We start from the raw sequence: 26,983 nt of genomic DNA on the forward strand, positions 1-26,983 counted from the left end.
ACCTGCTCTCATGAGCAGGTTTTTTTGTGCTCTATCATTGAAATTAATATTTTAATAAATATAATAACGCAACTGATATAGATTATCATTTCGATATAAAGGACTTTACCAATGAAAAAATTGCTAACTCTTTCAGCTCTAGCATGTAGCGCAATCGCACCAACGGCTGCAATCGCTGCTGAAGAAGTAAACGTATACTCTTACCGTCAACCTTTCCTTGTTGAACCTATGTTTGATGAGTTCACAAAAGAGACAGGCATCGAGGTGAATGTTAAGTTTGCTAAGAAAGGTTTAGCAGAGAAGCTAGCTCAAGAGGGCGAATACAGCCCAGCTGATGTGGTATTAACTGTTGATATCAGCCGTCTATCTGAGCTAACTGAAAAAGGTTTAGTTCAAGCTGTAGAAAGTGATGTTCTAGAAAAGAATATCCCAGCTCAGTACCAAGACACAGCTAACGAGTGGTTCGCTCTAACAACTCGTACACGTAGCGTTTACTCTTCTCGTGACCGTGTTGGTCGTCTAGGTGAAGATTTCACTTACGCTGATCTAGCTAAGCCAGAATTCAAAGGTAAAATCTGTACACGTAGTGGTAAGCACCCATACAACGTTTCTCTAGTATCTTCGATGATTGCTCACAAAGGTGAAGCTGAAACGAAAGAATGGCTAGAAGGCGTAAAAGCAAACCTAGCACGTAAGCCTCAAGGTAATGACCGTGCACAAGTTAAAGCGATCAAAGAAGGTCTATGTGACGTTTCTCTTGGTAACAGCTACTACCTAGGTAAGATGGTTAACGATAAAGAGCAAAAAGCTTGGGCTGACGCTGTTTACCTTAACTTCCCTAACCAAGAGACAACAGGTACTCACGTAAATATCTCTGGTATGGCAATGGCTAAATTCTCTCCAAATAAAGAGAACGCAGTTAAGCTGATGGAATTCCTATCTGGTGACGTGGCGCAAGGCATGTACGCAGAAGTGAACTACGAATACCCAGTTAAAGCTGATGTTAAACCTTCAGAGCTTGTTGCTTCTTGGGGTGAATTCAAAGCTGATACAATTTCTCTAGACCAGATTGCTGACCACCACGCAGCTGCAATCAAGCTACTAGACGAAGTTAAGTTCGATCTATAATTTTTTACTGTAGGCTTCGGCCCTAGTAAAATGACAGCCTCAAGTCGCCATTTCGGTAACTTGGGGTTGTTTTGTTTTGGAAAATCACTTTTTGATACAAAGCTCCCCGTTAATCCCCAGAGTTATGAGCATCTCACCTTGAAGTCATTACAGTATATGGGTATAAATAACCCCCCATTAAAAGGATATGAGATGTATTTGCAAATGCATTTGTGTTTCATTAAGCCTCGTTGTAGTTAGGCGATGAAAGAAAAGAATTATTTATGGAACACCAGTAGCTGCATCATTGCTGTATTGCTGGTTTTACCGATTTTAGCGATTTTTACGACTGCTGTTGGAGAAACAGATGAGCTATTTTCTCATCTTATGTCCACAGTAATGCCCACCTATACTTATAATACGGTGGTTTTAGTCATAGGAACCTTATTCCTGTCTTTGGCTTTTGGTATTCCGTCAGCTTGGATTATGGCAATGTGCCGTGTTCCAGGAGAACGCGTTTTACAGTGGGCGTTAGTGCTGCCATTAGCAATGCCAGGCTATATTGTCGGGTATATCTTTACCGATTGGTTCGACTTTGCTGGTCCGGTTCAAATTCTGCTACGAGATTTAACAGGCTGGGGGCCCGGAGAGTACTGGTTCCCAGACATTAGAACCTTGTTCGGAGCTATTATTGTTCTGTCACTTGTTCTCTACCCCTATGTTTATTTGCTATGCCGCGCGGCTTTTATGGAGCAAAACGTCTCCTTATTACAATCCGCTCGGTTGTTAAAGTGTTCACCTTGGGAAAGCTTTCGTCGTATTTCCTTGCCGCTTGTTCGTCCATCAATGGCGGTCGGTCTATCACTGGTTGCAATGGAAACCATTGGTGATTTTGGTACCGTAAGTTACTTTGCAGTCAATACCTTAACGACTGCGGTTTACGATACTTGGTTAGGTTACTCAAGCTTAACGGCTGCTGCGAAAATATCGGCGATCATGCTGGTTATTGTGATCCTACTATTGAGTTCAGAGCGATACAGCCGTCGCAAACAGAAATTATTCCAGAATCAATTCAGTAGTCGTGAAGATTTTCGTTACGACCTTTCCGGTTGGAAGAAGTGGTTAGCATTGTTTTGGTGCTGGGGATTGGTGTGTGTCGCATTCTTGTTCCCTCTTGCCCAGTTAATGATTTATGCCTACAAATATTTTGCTCAAAGCTGGACCCCGGAATTTAGAGAGTATGCCGTTAATAGCCTTTATGTTTCGGTAGTTGCTGCAATTATTGGTGTCGTTATTGCTTTGATTGTGAACTTCAATCAACGTGTTAGCCCAAGTAAGAAAAATCAGGCTTATATGCGTATCGCTTCCATGGGCTATGCCGTTCCAGGCACCGTGTTAGCCATTGGTGTGATGGTCCCAGTTTTGTTTATGGATCACTTAGTCAACGACATTGCAAAAGTGATGGAATGGACAGGACCAGGTTTGATCTTCTCTGGTTCTATGTTTGCACTTATCTTTGCCATGGTCGTGCGTTTTTCAGCGGTTGCAATTGGCAGCATTGAAAGTAGCTTGAGTAAAGTTTCTCCTTCATTGGATATGGCATCTAAAACAATCGGCTGCAATACCAACCAGATGTTACGTCGTGTTCATTTACCTTTGATTAAACGAGGCGCATTGATCGCCGGGTTATTGGTGTTTATCGAATCAATGAAAGAGTTAAATGCGGCATTACTGCTACGCCCTTTCAATTTCGAAACATTGGCGACTTATGTTTATAACTATGCCTCAGATGAGCACCTAGAGTTGGCGGCGATGCCTGCTGTATTATTGGTGTTAGTGGGTTTAATTCCTCTGATTATCGTAAACCGTTCCTTGGAGCAGAAACACTAATGAGTTGTGCATTATCAATTAAAGATCTGACTTGTAAGTACGAGTCCCAAACTATTTTGGAATCTCTTTCTTTAGAAGTTGAGCATGGTGAAATTGTTTGTCTGCTTGGTGCCAGTGGTTGTGGTAAGACTACGCTGCTTAAAGCGATTGCCGGCTTGCTTCCATTGAGTAGTGGCGTCATGAGCTTGAACTGTCAAACCATCGACGATGGAGACAACTGGTTACCACCTGAGCAGAGAAACATCGGAATGATCTTTCAAGATTACGCCCTGTTTCCGCACTTGACGGTAAACCAGAATATCTGCTTTGGCCTCAAAGGCCTCTCTGAGCAGAAAAAGAAAGAGAAAGTTCAAGAGATGTTGGAGCTAGTTCACTTAGATGAATTCGGTGACCGATACCCACATCAACTTTCTGGTGGTCAACAGCAGCGCGTAGCGATTGCTCGTTCTTTAGCGTACAAGCCAGACTTATTGTTATTGGATGAACCCTTCTCAAATATTGATACTCAAGTTCGCCATGAGTTGATCTCTCAGATTCGTAAAATATTTAAAAAGCAGGGTGTTACTGCTATTTTTGTAACGCACAGCCGTGAAGAAGCATTCGCTTTTTCAGATAAAATGGCGGTAATGAACCATGGTGTGATTGAGCAATATGGTTCAGCATCTGAGTTGTACTTCCACCCATCGAGTAAGTTTGTTGCTGATTTCTTAGGTGGTGGTAGCTACTTGAATGCACAGCGTATTTCAGATAATGAATTTGAAACGAGTTTGGGCCTGATAGAAGCGAAAGCACAAACTCAGATCGAAGTGGGAGCGGAATGTGCGTTGTTGCTAAGACCACAGCATATCGTGGCGAGTCATGATGTCGACAGTAACCTGTCTGTGTTGGAACAACAATTTATGGGCGACCACTGTCGCTATGTGATTGAAGCTAACGGTCAGAAACTGTTAGCAACGTCTTCTGAGGCTCTAGGTGTTGGTATGCCAGTCACCGTCAAAGTAGATACCAAAGGTGTGTTGGCGTTTTAATGATACGCAGTAAGTATCGTTCTGCCGAAAAGTAAAATGCATTCGTAAAAAAGCCCAGCACTTTGATACAGAGTACTGGGCAAGAGTTCTTCACCTATAGGCTTTAACAAGGCAGTGGTTTGTTAAGTCCCATTCAAAACTGCTGCACTCTATAAATCTATAGAGAGAGGAAGTCTTTCACTTTTTGAAGAACACGTTCTGCAGTGTCTTTATCTTCCATTTCTGCGAAGATTCGCAGTAACGGCTCTGTTCCGGAGAAGCGAGCAATGACCCACCCGCCATTCTTGAAGTACACTTTGGCACCATCTTCATAGCTAACTTTTTCAATTTCGTATTCAAATTCAGGCAGTTGCTTCTCTACGTAAATCTTGGTGTAGAGCGCTTCTTTCTCTGAAGGCTTAAACTGGCAATCTCCTTCTGCCGTGTAGGCATAGCCATACTTAGAGTAGATTTCATCAAGTAACTCAGATAACTTTTTACCTGTTACACTGATCATCTCAACCAGTAAGCTTGAAGCAAATACGCCATCCTTACCTTTGATATGACCTCGAATGGTTAAACCTCCCGAGCTTTCACCACCAATCAGTGAATCATCTGCTTCCATTTGAGAGCTGATATGCTTAAAGCCTACAGGAACCTCAAAGCTCTTCTCACCATGATCTGCCGCTACTTTGTCGAGTAGATGCGTGGTGGCGATGTTACGAACGACAGAGCCCTTCCAGCCTTTGTATTCCAGTAAGTAGTAGTAAAGTAGGAGTAGCACTTCGTTAGGATGAATAAAGTGACCTTTCTCATCAATGATGCCTAAACGGTCGGCATCGCCATCAGTACCAATACCAATGTCATAGCCTTCAGCTGCCACTAAATGTTTTAGGCGGTATAGCGTTGCTGCATTTGGGGACGGCATAAGACCGCCGAAATCTGGGTTCTTACCATCGTTGATTACGTCGACATCACAGCGACCGTTGATCAGTACGGTTTGCAGAGCATTTTTCGCAACACCAAACATTGGGTCAATCAGTACGCGCAGGTTGGCTTTCTTTATCGAGTCGATATCAATGAAGTTGATGATTGAATCAACAAAGTCGTTCATCGGGTTGATGATCTCGATTTCTTTGTCGTTTAACGCTTGTTCGAAATCGACTCGTATAACATCTTCGTTGGTCAGTGTTGCGATTTGCTGTTCGATCTTCTCTGTGATGATCTCGTCAGCATCGCGTCCACCTTCAATGAAGATCTTTATGCCGTTATAGTCCGCTGGGTTGTGAGAAGCGGTAATACACGCAGAGTAAATACATCCCATCTCTTTTGCTTGGAACATCACGATAGGTGTTGGAACGAACTTATCAATGAAGCTTACTTTGATGTTGTTCGCCGCAAGTACTTCTGCAAACCAGCATGCCGCTTTATCTGAAAGGAAGCGACGGTCATAGCCAATAACGAAGCCATTCTTGGCTGCATCTTCATTATTAATGATGTTAGCGAGCGCTTGCGCTACAAGGCGAACATTGTCTCTGGTGAATTCTTCACCAATGAAAGCGCGCCAGCCACCTGTACCAAATTTAATCATTAGAAAATCCTTTTAGTCTCATTGCCTCAAGTCGATAAAGACTTGAGGCAAGAGCTGTTCGTTAAATTAAGTGACTAGCCTAGAACAACGACAACATCGTTCACGCTGCCTTCTGCTTGTACTGGGATTGCACCTTCAACTGACTCACCGTTGATAGTGATAGAGGTAACCCCTTTGCTTACTGCATTCGGGTTTTGCACTGTGATGTTGTAAGTCGCGCCACGCCATTGACGAGTAACCTCGAATTCCGGCCAATCAGTCGGGATACAAGGATCAATCGTTAAGCCTTCAAAGCCTGTGCGAACACCAAGAATGAAGTTGGTTACCGCAAAGTAAGCCCAACCCGACGTACCTGTTAACCAAGGGTGGTTTGCACGACCGTGGTCTTGGTGGTCTTTACCCATGATGAACTGCACGTACGAGTATGGTTCTGCGTAGCGTGTTTCAATCATGTCATTTTGGTTGTACGGGTTCAGTGCGTCGTAGAATTTCATCGCACGGTCACCACGACCTAGCTTCGCTTCTGCTACCCAAGCCCATGGGTTCGGGTGAGAGAAGATTGCGCCATTCTCTTTTACGCCTTGATAAACGCGAGTCACAAAGCCGATATCATCGTTTGGTGTTGCGAATGAAGGAGAATTTAGGTGCAAGCCGTATTCAGAGAATAGGTTCTCATCAACAGCGTCCATCGCTTTCTCGCCACGCTCTTGAGAAACCGCGCCAGATAGAACCGCTAGCGTGTTTGACTCAAGGTGTACACGACCTTCAGCTTGTTGAGCGGTACCGATCTTGTCGCCATTTTTTGTTAGACCACGGATGTACCAGCCACCTTCGTCATCCCATAGGTGTGTTTCACAGGCTTCACGTACGTTCGCGGCCATTTCTGTGTATTTAGCAACGTCAGCATCGTTATTGCGGAACTTAGCTAGGTCTAGGAATTCTTGTAGAGCCCAGAAGTGCAGGAATGAAACCATTGAAGATTCACCGCCACCAAGGTTCAAACAGTCATTCCAGTCTGCACGAAGGCCCTTACAGATACCTGTTTGCCCCACGTATTCTGCAGAAAAGTTCAGTGCCGCTTTCATGTGTTCGTAAACGGTCGCTTCGCCACCGTCTGCGTATGGAATTACTTCATCAAAGAAGTCGTGTTCACCTGTTTCCATTACATATTTGATGATGGTCGGAACGATCCATAAGTGATCATCAGAACAGGTGTCTTCAATGCCGTGGATCTTATCGTCATCTGAAGGCGTTGGAACAACCGTTGGTGATTTCGATGGCTCAACGTCTGCTTTCTCTGGAGCGAACCAGTCTGGATCGAATAGGTGTAGACCGTAGCCGGCTTTCACTTGGCCACGAAGCAGGTCGATAATACGTTTCTTAGTCATTTGTGGGTTGGCATGAGGTACTGAAATCGCATCTTGCGCAGTATCACGGTAACCAAGGCCAGTACGACCACCCACTTCAATGAAGGATGCAAAGCGAGACCAAACAACACAGGTTTCCGCTTGGTATAGCGTCCATGTGTTGATCATTGTGTCTAAGCCTTCGTTTGGAGACTTAACTTGGAATTTGTTGCAACGCTCGTCCCAGTGATCTTTGATACCTTGGAAAGCGGCATCGACGTTGGCTGTGTCTTGGTACTTTTCACGTAGGCGCTCGCCGTTTCCTTTACCGATACCGAGTACATAAGCAAAGCGAACTTCTTCACCCGGCTGAATAGTAAATTGCTTGTGCAGAGAACCACAGTGGTTGTAACAGGTTTGAGCGCTGTTAGAACATTTACCGTTCTCAACGGCAATTGGGTTCGCTTCATCACGGTACATGCCAAGGAAGTTATCACGTTGGCCGTCGTAGCTGTCTGGTGAGAAAGTTGAAGCTAGGTAGTAGAAACCTTCAAAGTCGTTAGTGTTGTAGTACAGGTCGTATTCAAGAACACCTTCTTGGTAAGACGTCCCCGCAGAGTACAAAGACATCTGATGGTTCTGATTATCCGATTGGATGTGGCTGAACGAGAACTCAACAAATGAGAAAGTGCTGATGGTTCTTGGCTTGTCAGTGTTGTTCTTCAGCACGACGTCCCAAACTTCCGCATCTTCACCTTTAGGAACGAATAGCGTTTTAGTTGCTGTAATACCGCTGTATTCACATTTGAACTTTGAGTATGACAGGCCGTGACGAACTTCGTAGTTCGCTTCATCTAGGCTCTTTGCCACTGGTTGCCAAGAGATAGACCAGTAATCACCCGTCTCATCATCACGTAGGTAAACATAGTGTCCTGGACGGTCGAAGGTGCCGTTTGGACGGAATTTAGTAACACGGTTGTATTCCGGAGAATTGTAGAACGAGTAGCCGCCAGCATTGTGCGAAATCACGGTACAAAACTTTTCAGTACCTAGGTAGTTGGTCCAAGGTGCTGGTACATCAGGGCGAGTGATGACGTATTCGCGATTATCGTTATCGAAATAGCCGTATTTCATTGTCATTTCCTTTTTAACAAACTGCATCTATGCAGCTAATTTTTAAATAATGATGCTGAGTCGAATCTGACTGAGCACCTTAATCAGGGAAGCAAGCACTCGACTTGAGTGTGCTTTGGCTTCGTTTTACTCAGCTTTCCAAGGGTTGCGATAATCAACATTGAGTCTGTCGAGTAATGGCAGGTGACCCTTTAGGCGAGATAGGTAATCTAGCCAGTTTCGGTTGTTTTTATGTGTCCAACATCCTTCAGCTAAAGCGCTAATTCTTGGAAATACCATGTAATCCATGCGCTTTTGATTGGTAACGATCTCACACCATAGAGCACACTGAATTCCGCGGATCCGCTTACGAATTGGATCGGTGTCGGATATCTCAGCGAGGGCTTCGTAGGTATAAGCTTGTTCTAAGGGGATAACGGCAGCCCAATCTACGCCCGGTTCTTCCGGTGCATAATCTTGGGTCATGTCGAGATAGGTAAACTGTGCTGGTTGCAGCACCACATCAAAGCCTTGGCGAGCGCAATTGATAGCAGCTTCTTCACTGAGCCATGAATAGATGATGGTCTCTTTGCTCACCTTGTCGCCGTGCTGTGCTTCTTCCCAGCCCACCATGCGCTTACCGAGTTGTTTGAGTTTGTTTTCGGCATAACGGAATAGGTGGCCTTGTAAATCTTTGCTGTCTTGATATTGATGTTCTTTCATCAGAGCTTGAGCAGCAGGGCTGTTGGTCCACACACCGGGTGGTACTTCGTCTGCGCCCATGTGGATCAATTCGCTAGGGAAAAGCTCTGCAACTTCTTCAATAACGGCATCTAGGAACTGATAAGTACCTGGCAAGCCTGGATTTAGTACGTTGTCGTTGTAGTGCTGAATACTCTTGTATTGTGTGGTGTCTGCTTGCTCAACTAGCATGTCAGGCAGTGACTTTATTGCGGCGCGGCAGTGTCCCGGGATATCGATCTCTGGGATCACCGTGATGCTACGCTGCTCTGCGTATTCAATGACTTCACGAACCTGTTGTTGCGTGTAGAAACCGCCATAGTTATCCGCAATGTGGGTGTATTGCGGTTCTAATGCATGATCAGGACCGCGCCATGCGCCGACTTCAGTTAGCTGAGGTAGGCTCTTGATCTCGATTCTCCAACCTTCATCATCGGTTAGGTGCCAATGAAAAACGTTGAATTTGTAGTGCGCTAGTTGATTGATTAAGCGCTTCACTTGCTCTACTGAATGGAAGTGGCGCGCGCAATCCAACATCATGCCTCGGTACTTAAAGCGAGGGTGATCGGCGATTTTGCAGCATGGAATAGAAAAATTTTCGACATCCAGTTGTTGAACCAATTGAATCAGACTTGCCACGGCGTGTGTAAACCCAGACTGGCTACCTGATTCAACAATTATTTGTTGTTCAGTAATGCGGAGTTTGTATTCTGCTTCGTCTAATGTTGGATTGCTGCGAAATAGAATGTCGCCGCTTTCGTTTTTTGAAAGTTCAGTTGAAAGCTCATTCGAAAGAGATATTTCAAAGGTAGAAAGTAACTCTTGCTGCAACCAAGAGACGGCTTTATCTGCAAGGTGAGATTGAACCTCAACCTTGCATTCACAGCTTAGCGCGAAGCTACCTTGCTTGAGTTCGATCTGATTTGGTTGAGGAATCAATGCAATTTCAGCAGCGTTAACTTCAGGCATTTGATTACGTTCACGGTACGGCGAAGCCAGTACTATGGGTGATATCGCGACAGGCAGTACCGATGTTTCTCCATCATGATGTGATTGGATAAAGGCATCATTAAGGCCATCAGAATAGAAGCGGAATGGGGCGCTTTGAATACTGAATTCAAGGTAGTAATGGTTATTGGCCTTTAACACGGGCGAACTTGGTTTGAACGAGCAATAGCTTCCAACTTGAGTCAGTTCACCTTGCGATAGACTCTCAGGAAGGATGAATCGGTCAAATGCAAAATGCAGAGACCAATCTTTTACGTCGAGGTCACTTAAATTATGTACCGTAAGGCCAAATCGGCAGTTATTTTTTTGTTCAGAAAGAACAGCTAAGTCGATGCGATAATTCATATAACTTCCCTGCTAAGCCTGTTGATACAAGTTGTGTTGTGACTTGCCGGCAAACATCAATGCGCCTTCGATAGCGTCAAATTGAGGTTTAACGATCCATTGTTGTACTGGTGGTGATAGCCAGTTGAGAATACGCTCAGCGATACTTCCCATTAAGCACACCTTGTCAGCGCCTTTTCGATGCAGCGCTAATACAAACATTTCGATATCGGCTGCAGTCTGCTTAAGCATCTCTATAGCCAGTTCATCGCCTTCATTTGCCAGTTGAAAAATGACGGGAGAGAATTGACCGTAATCTTTTGGAATCGCGCCTTTTGACCATGCCACGATCGCATCAACATCATTATTGAAATGATTCATAACATGTTGAGTCAGTGGGGTTTTGTTACGAATACCATCTTCAGCGAGTAGAACTTGCTGAATTAAACGAAGGCCCATCACTGCGCCGCCGCCTTGGTCAGAAATTGGAAATTCACGACCACCAACCACGTGTTGTTCGCCGTTGTTTAGGTAGATACCACATGAACCTGTACCACCAATCATGATCGCGCCGTCTTGGCCATTATGTGCACCAATACATGCACCATAGGCGTCTGTATTGAGTGTCATACTTGCGAAAGGGTGTGCTTGTGCCATGAAGTCGAGCCATGCTGACTTCTGTTCAGCACCAGCTAGCGCCAAACCAACATGCATATTAGAAAAATCGTTAGAGTTGAGTTGCCCTTGTTGTGCGGCTTTAGTAATCGCATCAACAATTGAACTCATTGCAACATCGACACCCAAAAGGATGTTGGCACTTCCACTTTTCGCTTCACCAATGAGTTTGCCTTGGTCATCTCTAATTCGAGCACGGCAAGATGTGCCGCCACCATCAATACCTACGTAGTAAAGCGTCATGATTATTGCTCCTTACTTTGTGCTAGGAAGTTGAATTGCGCAGCCGTTGCTAGCAAATACCACGCCCCATGAGGGATCCATTGTTCACCCCAGCGCCAGTTTTGAAGCATGTCGTCTTTCTGTGCTGGTGGGTTGAATGCGATGTCTTGTTCGTCTTCGAACCCTGCCGTTATGCCATTGCAGATCCCGCCCTTGGCATTGAAGAAACCAAGCTGTGGTAGGTAGTCTGGGTTGTTATGACCGTGGCCATCAAGCATGCACATGTGGTAAGGATTCAATCCTAAAATCCAATCAAGGCTGTTTTGTGAAAGTTGGATTAAGCGCTTTTGAAGATCGGCATTTTGAATGTGTGGTTGAACTAAGTACGCCATGGTCGCAATTGAGCCAAGACGCGCGTTTTCGCCTTGCCACCAGTAGCCAGTTTCGTTTTGTTGAGTGACGAAGAAGGCATCACGTTTATCACCATCGACAGATTTAACGTATTGTCTTGGGTAGCCAAATGGGTTGATGACTTTGTCGGTAATGTTGATTTCGAACTGACAAGCTTGCTCAACAACCACACGTGCTTGTTCTTGCAACTCAGTGTCAGTTTCATTATCGATGTACTCGCACAGAGCAATTACAGGAAGGCCAGCTTCAGCAGCATGGAAATAGGGGCGAGAGCCATCAGAGTTTGCCGACCAGAAGTGCGTAACTGAATCATCGGATTGCTGACGAGAGATCAAGCGGCTCGCCCAAGTTCTTGCTTCTGATAGGTATTGCTCGTCCTCTGTTACTCGGTACAGTTCATTGGCAGCGAGTAGGGCACAATATTCATCGATGATGTTTTCTTCGCCATCGTTTAGGTACTGCAGGTTATGTTCTTTTAGGTGCCAATAACCGCTAACGGCAGTTTCAAGATAAGTTTGGCTCGAGTAACTGCCCGAGGTTTCAAGTTCAGATGCAGCAGCTAATGCGGCGATAGCAACGCCCGCACCTTGTCGGTAGCCCGCTTGCAAGTCCGTTGATTTGTTACCTTCTTGAGTGGCGTATGCGCAGATGTCACGTTGATTGATGTCTTTACTCCACTTGTCGAATACCGTCATGTAAAAGTATCCGTCAGCGTCCTGCATACGCACTAAGAAATCGGCACCGAATAGGGCTTCTTCCACTAAACGAGTCATAGAGAATTTAGGAAAGTCTGGGTTATTGCTAGTCAAGCGCACGCTTTTGAGCATGTTCCAAACAACCATCGGAATTTGTTGTGGGTTGAGATAATTGCCATAAGATAGGTGGCTAAAGTACTTACTTACATCACCCGATGCGTCGTACCAACCGCCATGAACATCGACGTATCTGTCAGTGCCCATAATTTGTGCTTGTCGATCTTTTTTGTCGAAACTACCGCCACAGCGTTGTGACTTAAAGTAATGAAGCACATCAGAAAACGTGTGGTTCATTAATAGGTTGCTACCAATCTCAAATACTTCAGAGCGTAGGTTGTCAAAACGTAGGTAGTAGCGACCTGATTCAGTGAATGAACTGAAATCGATAGTGAAGAATTGCCCTTGATGCCAATTTGCTACGCGGCCTTGTTTAACCACATCAAAACTTCCGACAGTGATATGGTTGTCGGCACACACCAAAAGTGCAGTCGTACTTGATAAGCGAGCTTTCTTCGTTTGCAGAATAGCCTGCTTTGGAGCCGTGGATTCGTAGCCAATATGGTTGGTCAATAACAGCATCAATATTCTCCGACAGTCCTAGTTTCTATTGGCTAGGTACTTGAATGTTTTGGATATAAATAGTTAGGGCCCGCAGACCCTAACTTGGTTTTATTGCTTAGCTTTCGTGTAGGTAACAACGCACAAAGTGGTTATCAGCTAACTGCGTAACCCCTGGTAACTGCTCTTTACACTTGTCCATTGCATGAGTGCAACGGCCTGCAAATGGGCAACCTGCAGAGACTGGTGTCCAAAGAGGGATCTCACCTTTGTTGCCTGCGAGTTGTTCGTGGATCGATTTTTTAGGATCTGGAACCGCAGAAACAAGCAGTTGGGTGTAAGGATGCTGAGGGTTAGCAATCACATCATCGGTATCGCCCCATTCCACCATGTGTCCTACGTACATCACTGAAAGATCTTCAGCAATGTAACGAGCGGTTGCGATATCGTGGGTGATGTAAAGTAGAGACATTTGTTTCTCAAACTTCATTTCTTCCATCAGGTTCAAAACACCAGCACGAATCGATACATCAAGCATCGATGTTGGTTCATCGGCTAATACAACTTCTGCACCAACTGCAATGTTACGGGCTAGGTTGACACGTTGACGCTGACCACCAGAGAGTTGATGAGGGTACTTCTCTGCCGTTGCTTGTGGTGGCACTAAGCCAACTTGCTCTAGAAGATCGTACACACGTTCCTGTAACTCTTTCTTGTTGCCCGGAGATACTTTTTTGTGGATCAACAATGGTCGAGCTATGTGGTGAAAGATGTTATGTGTTGGGTTCAGGGAACCAAACGGGTCTTGCCATACCATCTGCACACCTTCACGATAGTGCATAAGATCTTTTCTGCTTGAGATCTCTTGGATATCACGACCTTTGTATTCGATCGTACCGCCCGAAGGCGCGTACATTTTTGCGATCATTTTTGCTGTTGTTGATTTGCCTGAACCTGACTCACCAACCACAGCTAGGCCGCGACTTTTATACATCTTGAATGATACGTCGTTAATCGCACGCATCATTGGGGTTTGAATTGTGGTACTGCTTATTGGGAAGTCTTTTACGACATTCTTGCCTTCTACCAATAATTGACCGAAATCTTTGCTCATAATTGTCTCCAGAATCCTTATTCGCTTTGCTTGCATTTCGGCGGTCGAGCCGCCTTATTCGTTATTCACGCTGAATCAGCGTGCAAGCTATAGCTTCCTTTGTACTATTGGGTCACCGTACAGGTGGCAGTTAGACAAATGTCCCGGGTCGATAGAACGCAGCTTGGTTGGCACCTTGGTACACGTTTCATGTACACGATCACAACGAGCTTGGAAACGACACCCTTCAGGGATCTCCAACAGGTTCAGAGGGTTACCCGGAATGCCTGCTAGTTTTGTCTTTGGCCCTGTTAGTGGAGGGAAAGAACTTCCCAGCCCTTTGGTATAAGGGTGGTAAGGGTTTTCTAGAATATCTTGAGCATTGGCAACCTCGATGAGCTCACCTGAGTACATGATGCCGATACGGTCAGAGAACTCGACCATCAATGACAAGTCATGGGTGATGAACAGAATCGAGAAGCCAAACTCTTCTTTTAGTGCATAGATCTTTTGTAGGATTTCGCGTTGAACAACCACATCAAGTGCGGTCGTTGGCTCATCCATAATGATCAGCTTTGGATTCAATGCTAAAGCGATAGCAATAACCAAGCGCTGACGCATGCCGCCAGAGAATTGGTGAGGGTAGTCACTCAATCGGCTCGGGTGAATATCTACGATTTCAAGTAGACCTTCAGCGCGTTGCTTAGCTTGCTCACGAGTCATGTTGGTGTGACGCATAATTACGTCACAGAACTGCTCTTCCATTGGTAATACGGGATTGAGTGCGTTCATCGCACTCTGGAATACCATCGACATCTCGCTCCAACGGAACGCTTGCATACGGTCATCACTGTATTCAAGGATGTTCTCACCATTGAAGATAACCTCACCACCACTGATGTAAGCGGGCGGCTTGTGCAGACGCATAAGAGAGAAAGCAACAGTTGATTTACCACAGCCAGATTCACCAGCTAGGCCGAATACTTCACCTGGAGCAATGTCGAAACTTACGTTGTTACACGCACGTACATCGCCAGACTCTGTGATGTAATCCACGCATAAATTGCGGATAGAAATTAGTGGTTCAGACATGATTATTTATCTCCGCTCCAAAGTGCATTTTGTGGTGGTAGTTCAGGTTCACGTTCTTCTTTGTCTTGTGCTGCTAATTTCTTCCAACGCTTCATGCCTTTGTGAGAACGCAGTTGCGGGTTGGCAATTTCATCGACAGCGAAGTTAAGTAGAGCAAGACCAGTTACAAGTAGTGTCAATGCGATACAAGGAGCCAACAGTTCCCACCAAGCGCCAATCAGCATTGATGAAGAGGTTTGAACGTTGTAAAGCATGATGCCCCAGCTGATTGTGTTCGGGTCACCAAGACCTAGGAACGAAATCGTTGCTTCCATCATGATTGCGTACATCACCGAACCGATGAAGCTCGCGCCAACGATAGAGATAAGGTTTGGAAGAATCTCTACGAAGATAATACGGAATGAAGATTCACCCAGAACTTCAGCGGCTTTTACAAACTCTTTTTCACGCAGTGCTAAGGTCTGGGAACGAACAACACGCGCGCCCCAAGCCCAGGACATAAAGCCGATAACCAAGGTTATGGTGAGTGGCCCTGCCTCACCGATAAAGGCTGCAACTACGAACAGTAATGGGTATTGAGGAATAACCAGCATGATGTTCATTGCGGCTGTCAGAACATCATCGACACGGCCGCCAAAGTAGCCAGCGGAAACACCGATAACCGTTGCTAGTAAACATACGGTAAGACCCGCACCAAAACCTACAGCAAGAGATACGCGTGCGCCGTATACCACTTGTGACCAAACGTCACGACCCATACGAGTTGTGCCCAGTACGTGGTCTGCCTTCTTAGACATTATCAACGTACGACGATCGTCTGCTAGGTTTTGAGCAACCCAGCCATCCGGGTTAGTTTGTGCAGACTTAACCACGAAGCCAGGGTATTCGTGTGGATTACCTGTACGTTTGTCTGGCACATGTTTTGTGATCAATGGAGCCGCAATAGCACCAAGAATAAAAATACTTAGGATGATGACGCCGGTTAAGGCCATCGGGTTACGCCAAATGAGTTTTAGAATATCTTTCATGATTATTTACCACCCTTACGAAGACGAGGGTCAAGAACAACGTAAAGCATGTCTGCAACTAGGTTAAAGAACAGCATGAATAGCGTCATGATAAGCAGTTGGCCTTGCAGTACTTGGTAATCACGAGCGTTAATTGCGTTGAAAAGTACGCTGCCAAGACCTGGGTAGTTAAAGATGATTTCGATAATTAACTGACCACCGATTGCCATACCTAACGACATAGAAAGTGCTGTCACACTTGGTAGCATCGCGTTACGAGCTGCGTAATTGAATACCACTCGGTTTTCGCTCAGGCCTTTGCCTTTCGCCATGGTGATGTAATCTTCAGCTAGCAGGTTGATCATGTTGTTACGCATGTTTACTAGGAAGCCACCAATTTGAACAATAGATGCACATAGCAAAGGTAAGAAGGCGTGGTAAGCGACATCTTTAATGAATGCCCAGCTTGTCCAATCTGGAATCGTACCTGCGGTATAGGCGTAACCTGTTGGGAACCATTTCAAGCCGATTGCGAAGGTAAACAGCGCAATCATGGCAATAACAACTTGAGGAACGGCTTGTAGAATAAGCATCCCTGGAGTAACAAAAGCATCGTATTTGCTGCCACGTTTCCACGCTGCAAAAATACCTAGGATTGAACCAATAGAGAAAGAAAGAATAACGGCAGTGCCTGCTAAGAATAGCGACCAACCGAATGCGCCACCTAACAGTGTATTTACTGAAAGTGGGTAGAATTGAATTGATGTACCAAGCTCCCAGCTTAGAATGTTCTTCATGTATGCGCCGTATTGAACCAGTAAGCCGCCATCAACGAAGCCTAATAGTTCTTTCATTGCCGCAATACGCTCAGGAGTAACTTGAACAGAAGCGTTCGCAAACATCATGGTAACTGGGTCACCAGGCATTGCTCTTGGAATAATAAAGTTTAACGTCGCTGCAACTAATAGCGCGACAAAATAAAATGACAAACGTCTTAAAAAATAACCCATAACTCACACCTTACTCACCCAGATTGTTTCCCTGTTTCTGGATTCAGGTCGCTCCTAGCGAAATTTGGAACGAAAAATCCCCTGACGACTAGCGCCATACTTTCAATTGATAGTGTGGGGATTTTTATAAGCGGCGTAAGAAGTTACGCCGCAAAGATTGAACGATTACTTATTTAACTGGTTTTAGGTCCAGTACATGAAGTAGACGCTCTGGAATACCAGCCCAAATGTTTGGACGGCCTTTTGGATTTTCTTCGTTCCACCAACCAGTGAATCGAGTTGTGTTGTATTGGTACATGTAAGCACCAGACATCACAGGGATAGTCACTTGGTCTGCAGCGATAATTTGCTGGATACCATGTGCAATATCTAGCTGTTCGTTCTTGTCAGCTGTTTTGTAGAAGCTGTTTAGAAGACCATCTAGCTTGTCATTTTTGTAGAAGTGCATAGCGAAACGAGGCATACCATCACCAGATTGTAGTGATGAGTTGTAAGCACTGTTCCAGTACGTGTATGGATCCGCACCGTGGAAGTAGTTTGTGTATGCTACGTCGTATGTACCTTCAAGCATTGCTTGGTTGTAAACAGAGAAGTCAGGTGTACGAGCTTTCGCTTTAATACCGATTTCGTTTAGTTGCTCTACCGCAAGTTGAACTGTGTTGTTGAAGTCAGTCCAGCCGTTTGGCGATTGAATCATTAGTTCGAAAGATTTGCCTGATGGAGTGTCAACAAAACCATCTTTGTTTACATCTTTGAAGCCTGCGTCAGCAAGAAGCTTCTTCGCGCCTTCAGCGTTGTAAGTGTTGAAGCCTTTGTATTTGTCGTGAGTTTTTTCATCAGACCAAGCTTCAAACGCGTAGCCAAGACCCGATGCGAAATCGTTCACAGTACCGCCACCGTAGAATGCGATGTCGATGATAGTTTGGCGGTCAAGAGCCATAGAGAAAGCACGACGGAATTCAACGTTGCTCAATGCTTCATGCTTCGCAGCATCAGGGTGCTTGAAGTTAACGATGAATGCTTGTGTACCTGCTGGCGGGTACCAGTAGTGGTGTTTAGGGCTTGCTGCAGCGTATGTACGATCGATATCTGGAACGAAAGAAGACGTCCAGTCCATTTCACTGTTTACAACTTTACCTAAGAACTGGTCGTTGTTCGCAATTTGTGGAACACGTAGACAGTCAACATCTAGGTTATCTGCATCCCAGTAGTTCGGGTTTGCACACTGGATGTACAGTTGCGCTGTAAACGTATCGATTTCTGTAAACGGACCAGAACCTACCGGGTTCTCATTGGTAAACGTTGATGGATCTTTAACGTCTTTCCAGATGTGCTTAGGTACTACAGGTACTTTAGCAATCTCGTAAGGTACGTTTGAGTTTGCTTCTGTTAGTGTGAACTTAACTTGGTTGTCGTTCAGTTTTTCTACAGAAGTTACCCAAGAGTTGATACCAGATTGGTCAAGCTCTGGCTTCTCTTTTACAAGGTTGAAAGAAAAAACAACATCATCAGCAGAGAAAGTTTCTCCATCAGACCATTTAACACCCTTACGAATGTCGAAAACAACGCTCATCAGATCATCTGACATTTTGAAGCTTTCAGCTAGACGGAACACCGGAGTGTTACCGTGCATTTCGTTAAATACTACTAAAGGCTCGTACATGAAGTCAGTTGTAGTATGTAGGTTAGTAGCACCAAGGTACGGGTTAAAGTTACGTACGAATGTAGTGTACTCTTTCGGGTGAACGGTCAGTTCGCTGCGCTCTGCAGCTGTTGCTACTGATGCAAAACCTGTTGTAGCAGTTGCAATAATTGCTGTTGCTATTGCTGTTTTTTTTATATTGGCAAGCATAGCTGTTCCTTACTATTTGCTTTCATTTCACTAATGGATTGAATGTTATCTGTCGCTAATTATTTAGTAGATACACACTCTAGTTAAAGGCCTACCTCTTCTTCGTTGCTCCAGATTCATCTTTGATTCTGAGAAGTGGTAAGAGTGGCCTGTAGGCCTTTGGCAGGAGTAAGAAAACACCTTATCGATGAATTAATCAAACTCGTTTCCCGTCAAAAACGTTAAAAACACACAGCACCACGTCATTAACGTCAAAATAGCTTGCTTTGGTGGTTTTTTGTGCGCAATTGTTAAGGTGATGTGACTCGCATTTGGTTTTGTGGTGGCGGTCTCTTGTAAGTGATTACTAACCTTTTTGACTTTTAATTATAGGGGCTTATCTTACTGTGATGTAATTGTAGATCTCGGTCACTTACCTATTTTACGTTAAATTTTTCTAGAAAATTAAATCTGCCGTTCTGTTGTGACTCGCTTCTCAAACTGCAACAAATAGCCGGAGGAATGTGAAATTCAGCCAAGAATAAGGCTCAAAATAGTAACTGAACTGGTGATTGTTTAAGATTGAGTAACGTGTCATTTTGCTTGTTTAATGCCGTAAAAGAAGTGTGTTTGAATCGACGTCATTGTCCTTTGGTCGCGTACGATATTCACAAAAAAGCCCACGCTAGGTGGGCTTCATTATTTACAGTAGCTTGAGCTTACTTCAGAGCTAACTGGTCAGTAGTTTTTGTAGCTTATCCCTTAGGGTCTCAATATGAGTTCTTTCAGGTGTCTGTTCTTTACAGTGCTCAAGTATAAACTCGATAGAGCTCAGTACCGTTCGCCAGCGAGGCGTTTTCGGTAGAGTTTCTACACGTAGATATTTGTCTAGCGTTCTAGTTTGCAGGGTACTGCGGTCTAGGTAGACGCGCCACAAGCCACTCTTCTCTGCGAAGGCAAACTTGGTTTCCCCTGTAACAGACTCCCAGTAGATGATGGCACTAGTCATGACATCGACCAGTACTTCACGCATCAGCTCTTGTTTGTTTTTACCTTCACCGGTTGCTTTATCTGCAAGGCGAGTAAATTCACCGCCAAGCTCTTTCAGTTGTTGAAGTTTATCTTTGTCACCCTCAAAGGCGTAGCTTGAAAGTGCCTCAACCGCCGTTTCAAGGTTATTGACTCGGTTTGAGTTAACCCCACCACCAACATTAAAGATATACATGGTGTCGAGCCCTGAGCCTTCAGGTAGCTTAAGGATATCACTTGGTATGCGCTGACGAGTGTCGTCTATATAGATATCAATATCACCACAGTAGTGAGCTTGTTCCACCTTAAGGTATTTAGGCGCAATGATCTCATCGGCCATAGAGCGTTTAAGCTGCTCTTGCCCGCGCCTAAATAGTTTTGCTGCAGCTTCGTTGGCAAATCGAATTCGTTGGTCATCACGAATACAGATGATGGCCTCAGGGGCTGATTCTAGCTGCTCTAGCAAGCGCCCTTGAGTTTCTAGCAGGTTCGCTTCAACCATGGCTCTGTGTTTAAGCTCCAGTTGCAATTGATCATTCTCAAGACGCCTTTGCTCAGCTTTACTTGCTGATAAGTGAGCCGTAATTCGCGCCGCCAGCTCTTGTTTGTTGAACGGTTTAGACAAGTAATCGTTGGCACCAGCTTCAAAGCCACGAACACGGTCTTCTGCTTGATTAAGAGCTGTGAGCATGATGATTGGCAACTGTGCATGATCGTATTGCTTACGCAGAGCTTCACACACCTGATAGCCACTCATACCTGGCATCATAATATCGAGCAGAAGTAACTCTGGCTTCTCTTTCTCAATCAGTTCAATGGTTTCTGGGCCGTCACATGCGGTGCGCACTCGATAACCTTCCAATTTCAAGAAACTGTCTAGCACGCGTAAATTTACTGGTTCATCGTCGGCGATAACCAGTAACGGACCGTCTGGATCTTCACTGATAACACTATTTTCTTGTTGGCTGTTATCAATTAAATCTGGCGCTTGGAAGTGTGAATAGCTTCCTGAATCACTGTAGTTATCCAATTCTTCTTGGGTGGCTAAAGGCAGGGTAAAGCTGAACGTCGTGCCAAGCATTGGTTGGCTACTTACGTACAGTGAACCGCCCATCAGTTCAATCAGTTGACGACTTATCGACAACCCAAGCCCTGCACCTTGGCGATAGTTACTTGAGTCTTGTCCTGCTTGAATCAGTGGTTCAAAGATGTGTTCTAAGTATTCAGCAGGTATGCCTTGGCCTGTATCAACAACTTGTACACGAATGTTCTCGTCGATAACGCTTGCTGAGATAACAATTTTACCTTCTGATGTGTACTTGATGGCATTGCCGACCAAGTTATACATCACTTGTTCTAATCGTTGAGGATCGGACGAAACCAACCCTAAGTCACTGGGTACTTGGTTAATAATTCGGATTGGCTTATTGCCCAACAGATGATGAGACAATTCTAGTACCAAGCTGGTAGCAGCAGATAAATCAACAGCAGATTTATTTATGTCTAAACTGCCGTAGCGCATTTTGTGGTAATCAAGTAGATCATCGACCAGTGTTGCCAATCTCTGGCCACTATTGATGATGATATCCAACTGGTACTTCTGGTTGGCAGGAATAGGACCGTTTGCACCAGATATTAGCGCTTCAGCGATACCTACCATGCCATGTAATGGCGTTCTCAATTCGTGTGATGTTGTTGCTAAGAATTCATCTTTAAGTTTGTTGGCCAGTTGCAACTCTTCATTTTGTTTTTGAATGGTCTTAAGGTTGTCCTCAAGCTCATCATTTTGGCTCTTAATGAGCAGCATCTTTTCACGAATCGAACGTTGCATTCTTTCGAAGCTTACTGCGAGGCGGCCTATCTCATCTTTTCGTTCGGTATTAATCATGGTTTCATCAAGGTCACCCGCAGAGACTTTCTCTGCTGCCCATGTGAGCTTGAGTAACGGTGATGTGATGAAGTTAGACAGATAATGGGATGCGACAAATACAAGAATAATCGCCGTCAACATCACGATCACAAAGATCTTTTCTAACTGATGAATACGGGCAAACGCTTCTTTCTCTGGAAGCTCGACGACCAGTGCCCAAGTCGCATATTTGAGCTCAATTGGAGTATATGCAGCGATGATCGCTTGATCCTGAGCGTTGTCGAAGGTGCCAACGGCCGTTTCTCCGGCCAGAGCTTTATCAACAACATCTAAACTCAGATTAATCGACTCTTGTGAATGGGCAAGGCTACGTGGCAGATGATCATCGCCGACAAGCAAGGTTTGAATATTCGAACTCTTGTTGAGATCGGCAATAAGCTTAGTAATACCATTGATGGGTAGTCTAAACATGGCGTAACTGTGTAGGTAGCCCTGTTGAACGATAGGTGCGCCTAACCATGCGGTCTGTTTACCATTTTCGTCTTTAAAGTCAGAAACGATAACCGGCGTGTAGTCTTCGTTGGATTTGCGTTTGTCTTTTACGTCCTTTTCCAGGCGTTGAAAGGTTTTGCCGAGGTTTGCATCTTTGTACTTACCAGTCAGCAAGTTGGTGCCGTAGTCATCGCGCTTAAAAACTGAATAAGCGATGTTACCGTTAATGTCGACTAATAAAATGTCGTCAAAATCTGAACGCTTAAGCAGCTCTAAATAAGAGTTGTGGTAGCGCTTGTGCAATAGGCGATAACGCTCACTTCCTATGTAGCTGCTGGATTCAGGAAGAATCGATGTTTTGATTTGATCGCCCGATCCTTGAATGTAGCGTTGCTGCGCATTAGCGCGTGCTTCGTCAATGTCTAAGCCGAGGCGTTGGAATGCATTGATCAAACCATAGAATCGTCCGCCACTGGCATTGGCAAGCTCTGAGCGAACAAAACCCATCACTTGGGATTCTTGAGCTTGTAGGTAATCGACAATTTGCTGCTGTTTAGTATCACGGACGGAAACAAGGTGCGAAGTACTTTGTTCCTGAAGATCCTGACTGTGCGATTGGAGGAAAAATATCGCGATAAGTGTTACTGGGGTAATACTAAGGACAAGAAATGCCAGCATTAGGGTATTTTGAAGGCGCTTAAACTTCTGCTTACGATAGAATCTAAACATAAATTGGGTACTACTTTCCTTTGATGTACTGCTTGAAAGGGATGAAAACAAGTACAGAGAATAGAATTAACGGGTTCCAATTTAACGAAATTAACGAGTTTTTTTACTTTGACAAGTAAGTGGTATTTAAAGCGTGTGCAAAAGCTCATTTTTATGGGCTTTTGATAGAAATATGAACAGACAGCGCAGATATTGACCCTGCGCTGTGTTAGATAGGCTATTTGCTTGCGTGATAGATCGCGAATTTGGTGGTCTTATTTAGAGTCGCGCATTTTCCAAAAGCTTGCTCAATAATTGGAATGTATTTTAAAAAACTGTTCGCAACAATAATCATCTCACCAGAACGCTTCATGTGGTTAGGAGCCTGAGCAAGTAAGGTTTCAGTCGCACTGTAGCTTGTATCCAAACCAGAATGGAATGGTGGGTTACTGATGATGAATTGGTAATCTTTTGATGTGTCAGAGTAGACATCTGAGGCGAAGACATTACCTGTTAAACCATTCGCTTCTAGCGTTGCTTGGCTAGACGCCACGGCAAATGCACTGATGTCGCACATTTCCAGTTCGATATCAGGGTGACGAGATGCCATTACCGCGCCCAATACGCCTGCACCACAACCGAAATCCAGTACTTTACCTTTCAGTTTTGGCAGGGTATCAAGTAATAGTTGGCTACCAACATCAAATTGACCATGACTGAAGACGCCTGGAAGACTTTTCACGGTTAGTGATTGCTCACCAATGTTAACCGTGTAGGTTTTAAACCACTCTTGCAGGTTGAAGGCTGGTGGTTGCTCGAAGCATTGACCCCAGTAGAAAGAACAACGACGCGCTGAATCGTATTTCACGACTTTGCCGTAAGGAGTGAACATCTTCTCGATACTTTTAACACCTGAACGATTTTCGCCAACTACGACAATCTCGGTATCTTTACCTAGCTTGGCAAATAATATCGCCAGCAGAAATTCCGCTTCCGCTTTGGCCTTTGGCCAGTACAGCATCACTAAATCGGCTTTGGTCTCTTCGGTAAATTCCGCACCATAAAAACGTTGGATGGTGTTGCTGCCTTCTAATTGACGGTAGTAGCTGTAATTAGAAGTAAACACGGTGACTGATTCACAATGTTTCGCTAATTCAACAGGGAATAAGTCTTCAGCCTCACCGGCAACTAAAACATGTTTGCCTTCAAAGTAGGCAAGTTGGCGCTCAGCAATTTGGCTTGGGGCAATATAAGCTGACATAGGACACTCTATTGAATCGTTAGCAAAAAATGAGGGCGGATTTTCGCATAATCCGCCCAAAGCTTGAAGTGTTTAATACGGGTTCGGCAACCAAGTTGCTGAACAGTTGATCAACTCTTGTCTTGCTGGTTTAAAAAGTCTTTAAACTCTTCATCGTAAATATTGAAAAGAACGATAGTAATAGCAAAGATCAGTGGGCCGTAGATAAGACCAATTAGGCCAAAAAGTTGAATACCACCCAACAGTGAGAAGAAGATCATTAGGGTATTCATGCCTGCACTACCTTGCATCAGCAGCGGGCGCAGTAGGTTGTCAATTGAGCCAACAATCGCGACACAGTAAACCGTTAGGAAAATTGCCCACGTGGTATCACCGGTTAGGAATAAGTAGGTTGCGGCTGGGATCCAGATTAGAGCGGTACCGACCACGGGGATGAAAGAGGCAAAGCCCATCATAGTGCCCCAGAACAACCCAGGGAAACCAGCAATCCACATACCTAAACCACCCGCAAAACCTTGCGCTATTGCGGTTAAGAATGAGCCCATAACGGCAGACTTAGAAACTTGCTCAATCTCAGTGAGGAGCTTGTCTTCTTGGCTACGAGATAGCGGAAGAATATGACGAACCACACTGATGATTTTGTCGTGATCTCTTAATAAGAAGAACAGAACAAACAGCATCAAGAAGAAATCCATTAAGAAGTTGGTCGCATCACCAAGGATTTTCGCACTGATACCAACCAGTTTAGAACCAAAACTTGTCGCGAATTCTCCGACTTTCTGTGCGATGGCTTGGGGCTCAATGTTGTCGAAAGGCAGGTAGTTATTCACAAACGACAGCGCTTTGACCACAAGTGGGTGTGCAAACAGAGTCTGAATACCGCCGTGTGTCACCCATTGGTACGTGTTCTGAGAGAACAGAGAGCCTTGCTGAACAATTGCTGCAAATACTGCCAATAAAGGGATAACAATAATGAAAGTCAGAATCACACAAGACAGCAGAGAGACGATGTTTTCTTTATTCGGGAGCTTTTTTTCAAGCCACTCATGGATCGGGAACATCAATAGTGAAATGATAAAGGCCATCACGATTGAGTTGACGTACGGCTCTATAAGCAAGTAACAAGCATAAGCCGCCGCAAGTAGGGCAATGATGATCACCCAGTGGCTGGTATTGATTTTGAGTTTTTCTGACACGTTAATGGTCTCTATATTTGCGTTCTGAGTTTATAATGGCTGCAAAACAGAGAGTTAGCAATGAGGAGTTTTGATAATGGGATGCTGTAATAAAGATAAGAAATGCCAAGACGAAGAACAGCAAATAAAAAAAGAGATCCCTTGGTTCAGAATGTTCCTAGGTACGCTGATGTTGTTGGTTTTTCTTTTCTGGGAACGTTAGGCGTTTTTAGTTCAGTTTTAGCCTTAATCGAAGGGTAAATAATCTGTCATATTTGTGGTTAACGAGCGTGATGTATTAAAAAGGGCTGCATCTAATGCAGCCCTAAATTCAATCGGTTAGCGACTTATAAAGTGCTTTCGATTATTTGCTTTCAGCAGCAATGATCGCAAGAGAGCGGTCAGCAGCTTCTAGTGTTGCATCCAGTTCTTTTGAACCATGAGCAAGAGAAGTAAAGCTTGCTTCGAATGCTGAAGGTGCAAGGTAAACACCGTGATCTAACATTAGATGGAAGAAGCGCTTGAAGCGTTCTACATCACACTTAGTTACATCTTCGTAGCACGTTACCGTTTCTTGGTCTGTGAAGAAGAAACCAAACATACCGCCAACTTGGTGAACTAGCATAGGGATGCCGTGCTTGTCAGCAAGTTGCTTGAAGCCATTTGCCAACTGCTTAGTTTTAGACGCTAGACGCTTTTCGTTGCCTTCTTCTCTTAGAAGATTCAAACATGCGTAGCCAGCAGCCATTGCAACAGGGTTACCTGAAAGCGTACCTGCTTGGTAAACAGGCCCCGTTGGTGCGATGTATTGCATCACGTCTTTACGACCACCAAAAGCACCCACTGGCATGCCGCCGCCAATCACTTTACCAAGACACGTTAAGTCTGGCTTGATGTTGTAGTAAGCCTGAGCACAACCTTCAGCAACGCGGAAACCTGTCATTACTTCATCAAAGATTAGCAATGCACCTTCTTGATCACAGATCTCACGTAGACCTTCGTGGAAGCCTTCTACTGGTGGGATACAGTTCATGTTGCCCGCGACAGGCTCAACGATGATACACGCGATCTCACCTTTGTTTGCTGCGAAGATTTCACGTACTGAATCTAGATTATTGAAAGTTGCAGTTAGCGTTAGTTTCGCAAAATCAGCCGGTACGCCTGGAGAGCTTGGTTGACCTAAAGTCAGTGCGCCAGAACCTGCTTTTACAAGTAGGCTGTCTGCGTGGCCGTGGTAACAACCTTCAAACTTAAGGATTTTGTCACGACCAGTAAAGCCACGAGCGAGACGAATCGCACTCATTGTTGCTTCTGTACCTGAGCTCACCATACGCAGCTGTTCCATTGATGGAACCATCTCAGATACAAGTTCAGCCATCTTGATTTCAGTTTCGGTTGGAGCACCAAAGCTAAGGCCGCGTTGAGCTGCTGCAATAACAGCGTCACGAATAACAACGTGGTTGTGACCAAGGATCATTGGACCCCAAGAGCCAACGTAATCGATATATGCTTTACCATCAGCATCAAAAATAAGTGGGCCATCAGCGCGTTCAACGAAGATAGGAGAACCACCTACGCCATTGAATGCACGAACTGGAGAGTTTACGCCACCAGGAATAGTTTGCTGTGCTTTTTCGTACAGCTCTGCTGATTTGGTCATTGATATA

Annotated in this window: 18 protein-coding genes; 4 read left to right on the plus strand and 14 right to left on the minus strand. The window is 44.7% G+C overall.

Annotated elements, in window-relative coordinates; translation table 11 throughout:
* Positions 1-111: 111 nt before the first annotated feature.
* The 3 genes from AB4180_RS04835 (at position 112) to AB4180_RS04845 (ending at position 4,025) form a co-directional block, all read left to right on the plus strand.
* Entirely contained in the window at positions 112-1,128 is a 1,017-nt protein-coding gene (locus AB4180_RS04835; RefSeq protein ID WP_012604721.1) for a Fe(3+) ABC transporter substrate-binding protein, read from the plus strand.
* Positions 1,129-1,371: 243 nt separating this feature from the next.
* Positions 1,372-2,997, plus strand: a complete 1,626-nt coding sequence (locus AB4180_RS04840; protein ID WP_102249147.1) for an iron ABC transporter permease — start codon at positions 1,372-1,374, stop codon at positions 2,995-2,997.
* Positions 2,997-4,025 carry an ABC transporter ATP-binding protein gene (locus AB4180_RS04845; RefSeq protein ID WP_102249146.1) on the plus strand — a complete coding sequence of 343 codons (1,029 nt, stop codon included), beginning with the start codon at positions 2,997-2,999 and terminating at the stop codon, positions 4,023-4,025. Before AB4180_RS04840 ends, AB4180_RS04845 begins: the two co-directional genes overlap by 1 nt.
* A 157-nt stretch (positions 4,026-4,182) precedes the next feature.
* Here AB4180_RS04845 and AB4180_RS04850 read toward each other — a convergent pair whose 3' ends face one another.
* The 13 genes from AB4180_RS04850 to AB4180_RS04910 form a co-directional block, all read right to left on the minus strand.
* Entirely contained in the window at positions 4,183-5,595 is a 1,413-nt protein-coding gene (locus tag AB4180_RS04850) for a phosphoglucomutase/phosphomannomutase family protein (protein WP_009847570.1), read from the minus strand.
* A gap of 74 nt (positions 5,596-5,669) precedes the next feature.
* Positions 5,670-8,075 (minus strand): GH36-type glycosyl hydrolase domain-containing protein, encoded by a 2,406-nt coding sequence (locus AB4180_RS04855; RefSeq protein WP_102249145.1) that lies wholly within the window; start codon positions 8,073-8,075, stop codon positions 5,670-5,672.
* 126 nt (positions 8,076-8,201) lie between these two features.
* Complete coding sequence (locus AB4180_RS04860; RefSeq protein WP_102249144.1) at positions 8,202-10,148, minus strand: beta-N-acetylhexosaminidase; 1,947 nt, start codon at positions 10,146-10,148, stop codon at positions 8,202-8,204.
* Between the two features lie 12 nt (positions 10,149-10,160).
* Positions 10,161-11,045 carry an N-acetylglucosamine kinase gene (locus AB4180_RS04865; protein WP_017103857.1) on the minus strand — a complete coding sequence of 295 codons (885 nt, stop codon included), beginning with the start codon at positions 11,043-11,045 and terminating at the stop codon, positions 10,161-10,163.
* A 2-nt stretch (positions 11,046-11,047) separates the two neighbouring features.
* On the minus strand, positions 11,048-12,769 hold the full coding sequence (locus tag AB4180_RS04870; protein WP_102249143.1) for a glycoside hydrolase family 9 protein: 1,722 nt from the start codon (positions 12,767-12,769) through the stop codon (positions 11,048-11,050).
* A 97-nt stretch (positions 12,770-12,866) separates the two neighbouring features.
* The gene (locus AB4180_RS04875; RefSeq protein ID WP_009847565.1) at positions 12,867-13,862 is read right to left on the minus strand and encodes an ABC transporter ATP-binding protein; all 996 of its coding nucleotides are present in this window, start codon (positions 13,860-13,862) and stop codon (positions 12,867-12,869) included.
* Positions 13,863-13,949: 87 nt separating this feature from the next.
* On the minus strand, positions 13,950-14,933 hold the full coding sequence (locus AB4180_RS04880; RefSeq protein ID WP_009847564.1) for an ABC transporter ATP-binding protein: 984 nt from the start codon (positions 14,931-14,933) through the stop codon (positions 13,950-13,952).
* 2 nt (positions 14,934-14,935) lie between these two features.
* The gene (locus tag AB4180_RS04885; RefSeq protein WP_009847563.1) at positions 14,936-15,961 is read right to left on the minus strand and encodes an ABC transporter permease; all 1,026 of its coding nucleotides are present in this window, start codon (positions 15,959-15,961) and stop codon (positions 14,936-14,938) included.
* A gap of 2 nt (positions 15,962-15,963) precedes the next feature.
* Positions 15,964-16,950, minus strand: coding sequence for an ABC transporter permease (locus tag AB4180_RS04890; RefSeq protein ID WP_009847562.1), 987 nt, complete (start codon positions 16,948-16,950; stop codon positions 15,964-15,966).
* Positions 16,951-17,119: 169 nt separating this feature from the next.
* Positions 17,120-18,802 (minus strand): ABC transporter substrate-binding protein, encoded by a 1,683-nt coding sequence (locus tag AB4180_RS04895; RefSeq protein WP_102249142.1) that lies wholly within the window; start codon positions 18,800-18,802, stop codon positions 17,120-17,122.
* Positions 18,803-19,511: 709 nt separating this feature from the next.
* Complete coding sequence (locus tag AB4180_RS04900; RefSeq protein WP_017097316.1) at positions 19,512-22,901, minus strand: response regulator; 3,390 nt, start codon at positions 22,899-22,901, stop codon at positions 19,512-19,514.
* Positions 22,902-23,118: 217 nt separating this feature from the next.
* Entirely contained in the window at positions 23,119-24,141 is a 1,023-nt protein-coding gene (gene rsmC, locus AB4180_RS04905; protein ID WP_102249141.1) for a 16S rRNA (guanine(1207)-N(2))-methyltransferase RsmC, read from the minus strand.
* Positions 24,142-24,251: 110 nt separating this feature from the next.
* Positions 24,252-25,337: an AI-2E family transporter gene (locus AB4180_RS04910; protein WP_004734536.1), complete on the minus strand. Its 1,086-nt coding sequence runs from the start codon at positions 25,335-25,337 to the stop codon at positions 24,252-24,254.
* 76 nt (positions 25,338-25,413) lie between these two features.
* Between AB4180_RS04910 and AB4180_RS04915 the strand changes: the two genes are divergently transcribed.
* Positions 25,414-25,539, plus strand: a complete 126-nt coding sequence (locus AB4180_RS04915; protein ID WP_009847557.1) for a hypothetical protein — start codon at positions 25,414-25,416, stop codon at positions 25,537-25,539.
* Positions 25,540-25,680: 141 nt separating this feature from the next.
* On the opposite strand, the gene hemL is transcribed toward AB4180_RS04915, so the two are convergent.
* On the minus strand, positions 25,681-26,976 hold the full coding sequence (gene hemL, locus AB4180_RS04920; RefSeq protein WP_012604713.1) for a glutamate-1-semialdehyde 2,1-aminomutase: 1,296 nt from the start codon (positions 26,974-26,976) through the stop codon (positions 25,681-25,683).
* Positions 26,977-26,983: the final 7 nt, after the last annotated feature.

Origin of the sequence: Vibrio sp. 10N.286.49.C3, assembly GCF_041469545.1 — a bacterium.
In the GTDB taxonomy this organism is placed as follows: Bacteria; Pseudomonadota; Gammaproteobacteria; order Enterobacterales; family Vibrionaceae; genus Vibrio; species Vibrio tasmaniensis_A.

Bases quoted from the DNA above. Each gene is read 5' to 3' on its own strand.
- AB4180_RS04900 (WP_017097316.1), bottom strand. From the start codon at position 22,901: ATGTTTAGATTCTATCGTAAGCAGAAGTTTAAGCGCCTTCAAAATACC.
- AB4180_RS04865 (WP_017103857.1), bottom strand. From the start codon at position 11,045: ATGACGCTTTACTACGTAGGTATTGATGGTGGCGGCACATCTTGCCGT.
- AB4180_RS04880 (WP_009847564.1), bottom strand. From the start codon at position 14,933: ATGTCTGAACCACTAATTTCTATCCGCAATTTATGCGTGGATTACATC.
- AB4180_RS04855 (WP_102249145.1), bottom strand. From the start codon at position 8,075: ATGAAATACGGCTATTTCGATAACGATAATCGCGAATACGTCATCACT.
- hemL (WP_012604713.1), bottom strand. From the start codon at position 26,976: ATGACCAAATCAGCAGAGCTGTACGAAAAAGCACAGCAAACTATTCCT.
- AB4180_RS04835 (WP_012604721.1), top strand. From the start codon at position 112: ATGAAAAAATTGCTAACTCTTTCAGCTCTAGCATGTAGCGCAATCGCA.
- AB4180_RS04840 (WP_102249147.1), top strand. From the start codon at position 1,372: ATGAAAGAAAAGAATTATTTATGGAACACCAGTAGCTGCATCATTGCT.
- AB4180_RS04860 (WP_102249144.1), bottom strand. From the start codon at position 10,148: ATGAATTATCGCATCGACTTAGCTGTTCTTTCTGAACAAAAAAATAAC.
- AB4180_RS04845 (WP_102249146.1), top strand. From the start codon at position 2,997: ATGAGTTGTGCATTATCAATTAAAGATCTGACTTGTAAGTACGAGTCC.
- AB4180_RS04915 (WP_009847557.1), top strand. From the start codon at position 25,414: ATGGGATGCTGTAATAAAGATAAGAAATGCCAAGACGAAGAACAGCAA.
- AB4180_RS04850 (WP_009847570.1), bottom strand. From the start codon at position 5,595: ATGATTAAATTTGGTACAGGTGGCTGGCGCGCTTTCATTGGTGAAGAA.
- AB4180_RS04870 (WP_102249143.1), bottom strand. From the start codon at position 12,769: ATGCTGTTATTGACCAACCATATTGGCTACGAATCCACGGCTCCAAAG.
- AB4180_RS04895 (WP_102249142.1), bottom strand. From the start codon at position 18,802: ATGCTTGCCAATATAAAAAAAACAGCAATAGCAACAGCAATTATTGCA.
- rsmC (WP_102249141.1), bottom strand. From the start codon at position 24,141: ATGTCAGCTTATATTGCCCCAAGCCAAATTGCTGAGCGCCAACTTGCC.
- AB4180_RS04875 (WP_009847565.1), bottom strand. From the start codon at position 13,862: ATGAGCAAAGATTTCGGTCAATTATTGGTAGAAGGCAAGAATGTCGTA.
- AB4180_RS04890 (WP_009847562.1), bottom strand. From the start codon at position 16,950: ATGGGTTATTTTTTAAGACGTTTGTCATTTTATTTTGTCGCGCTATTA.
- AB4180_RS04885 (WP_009847563.1), bottom strand. From the start codon at position 15,961: ATGAAAGATATTCTAAAACTCATTTGGCGTAACCCGATGGCCTTAACC.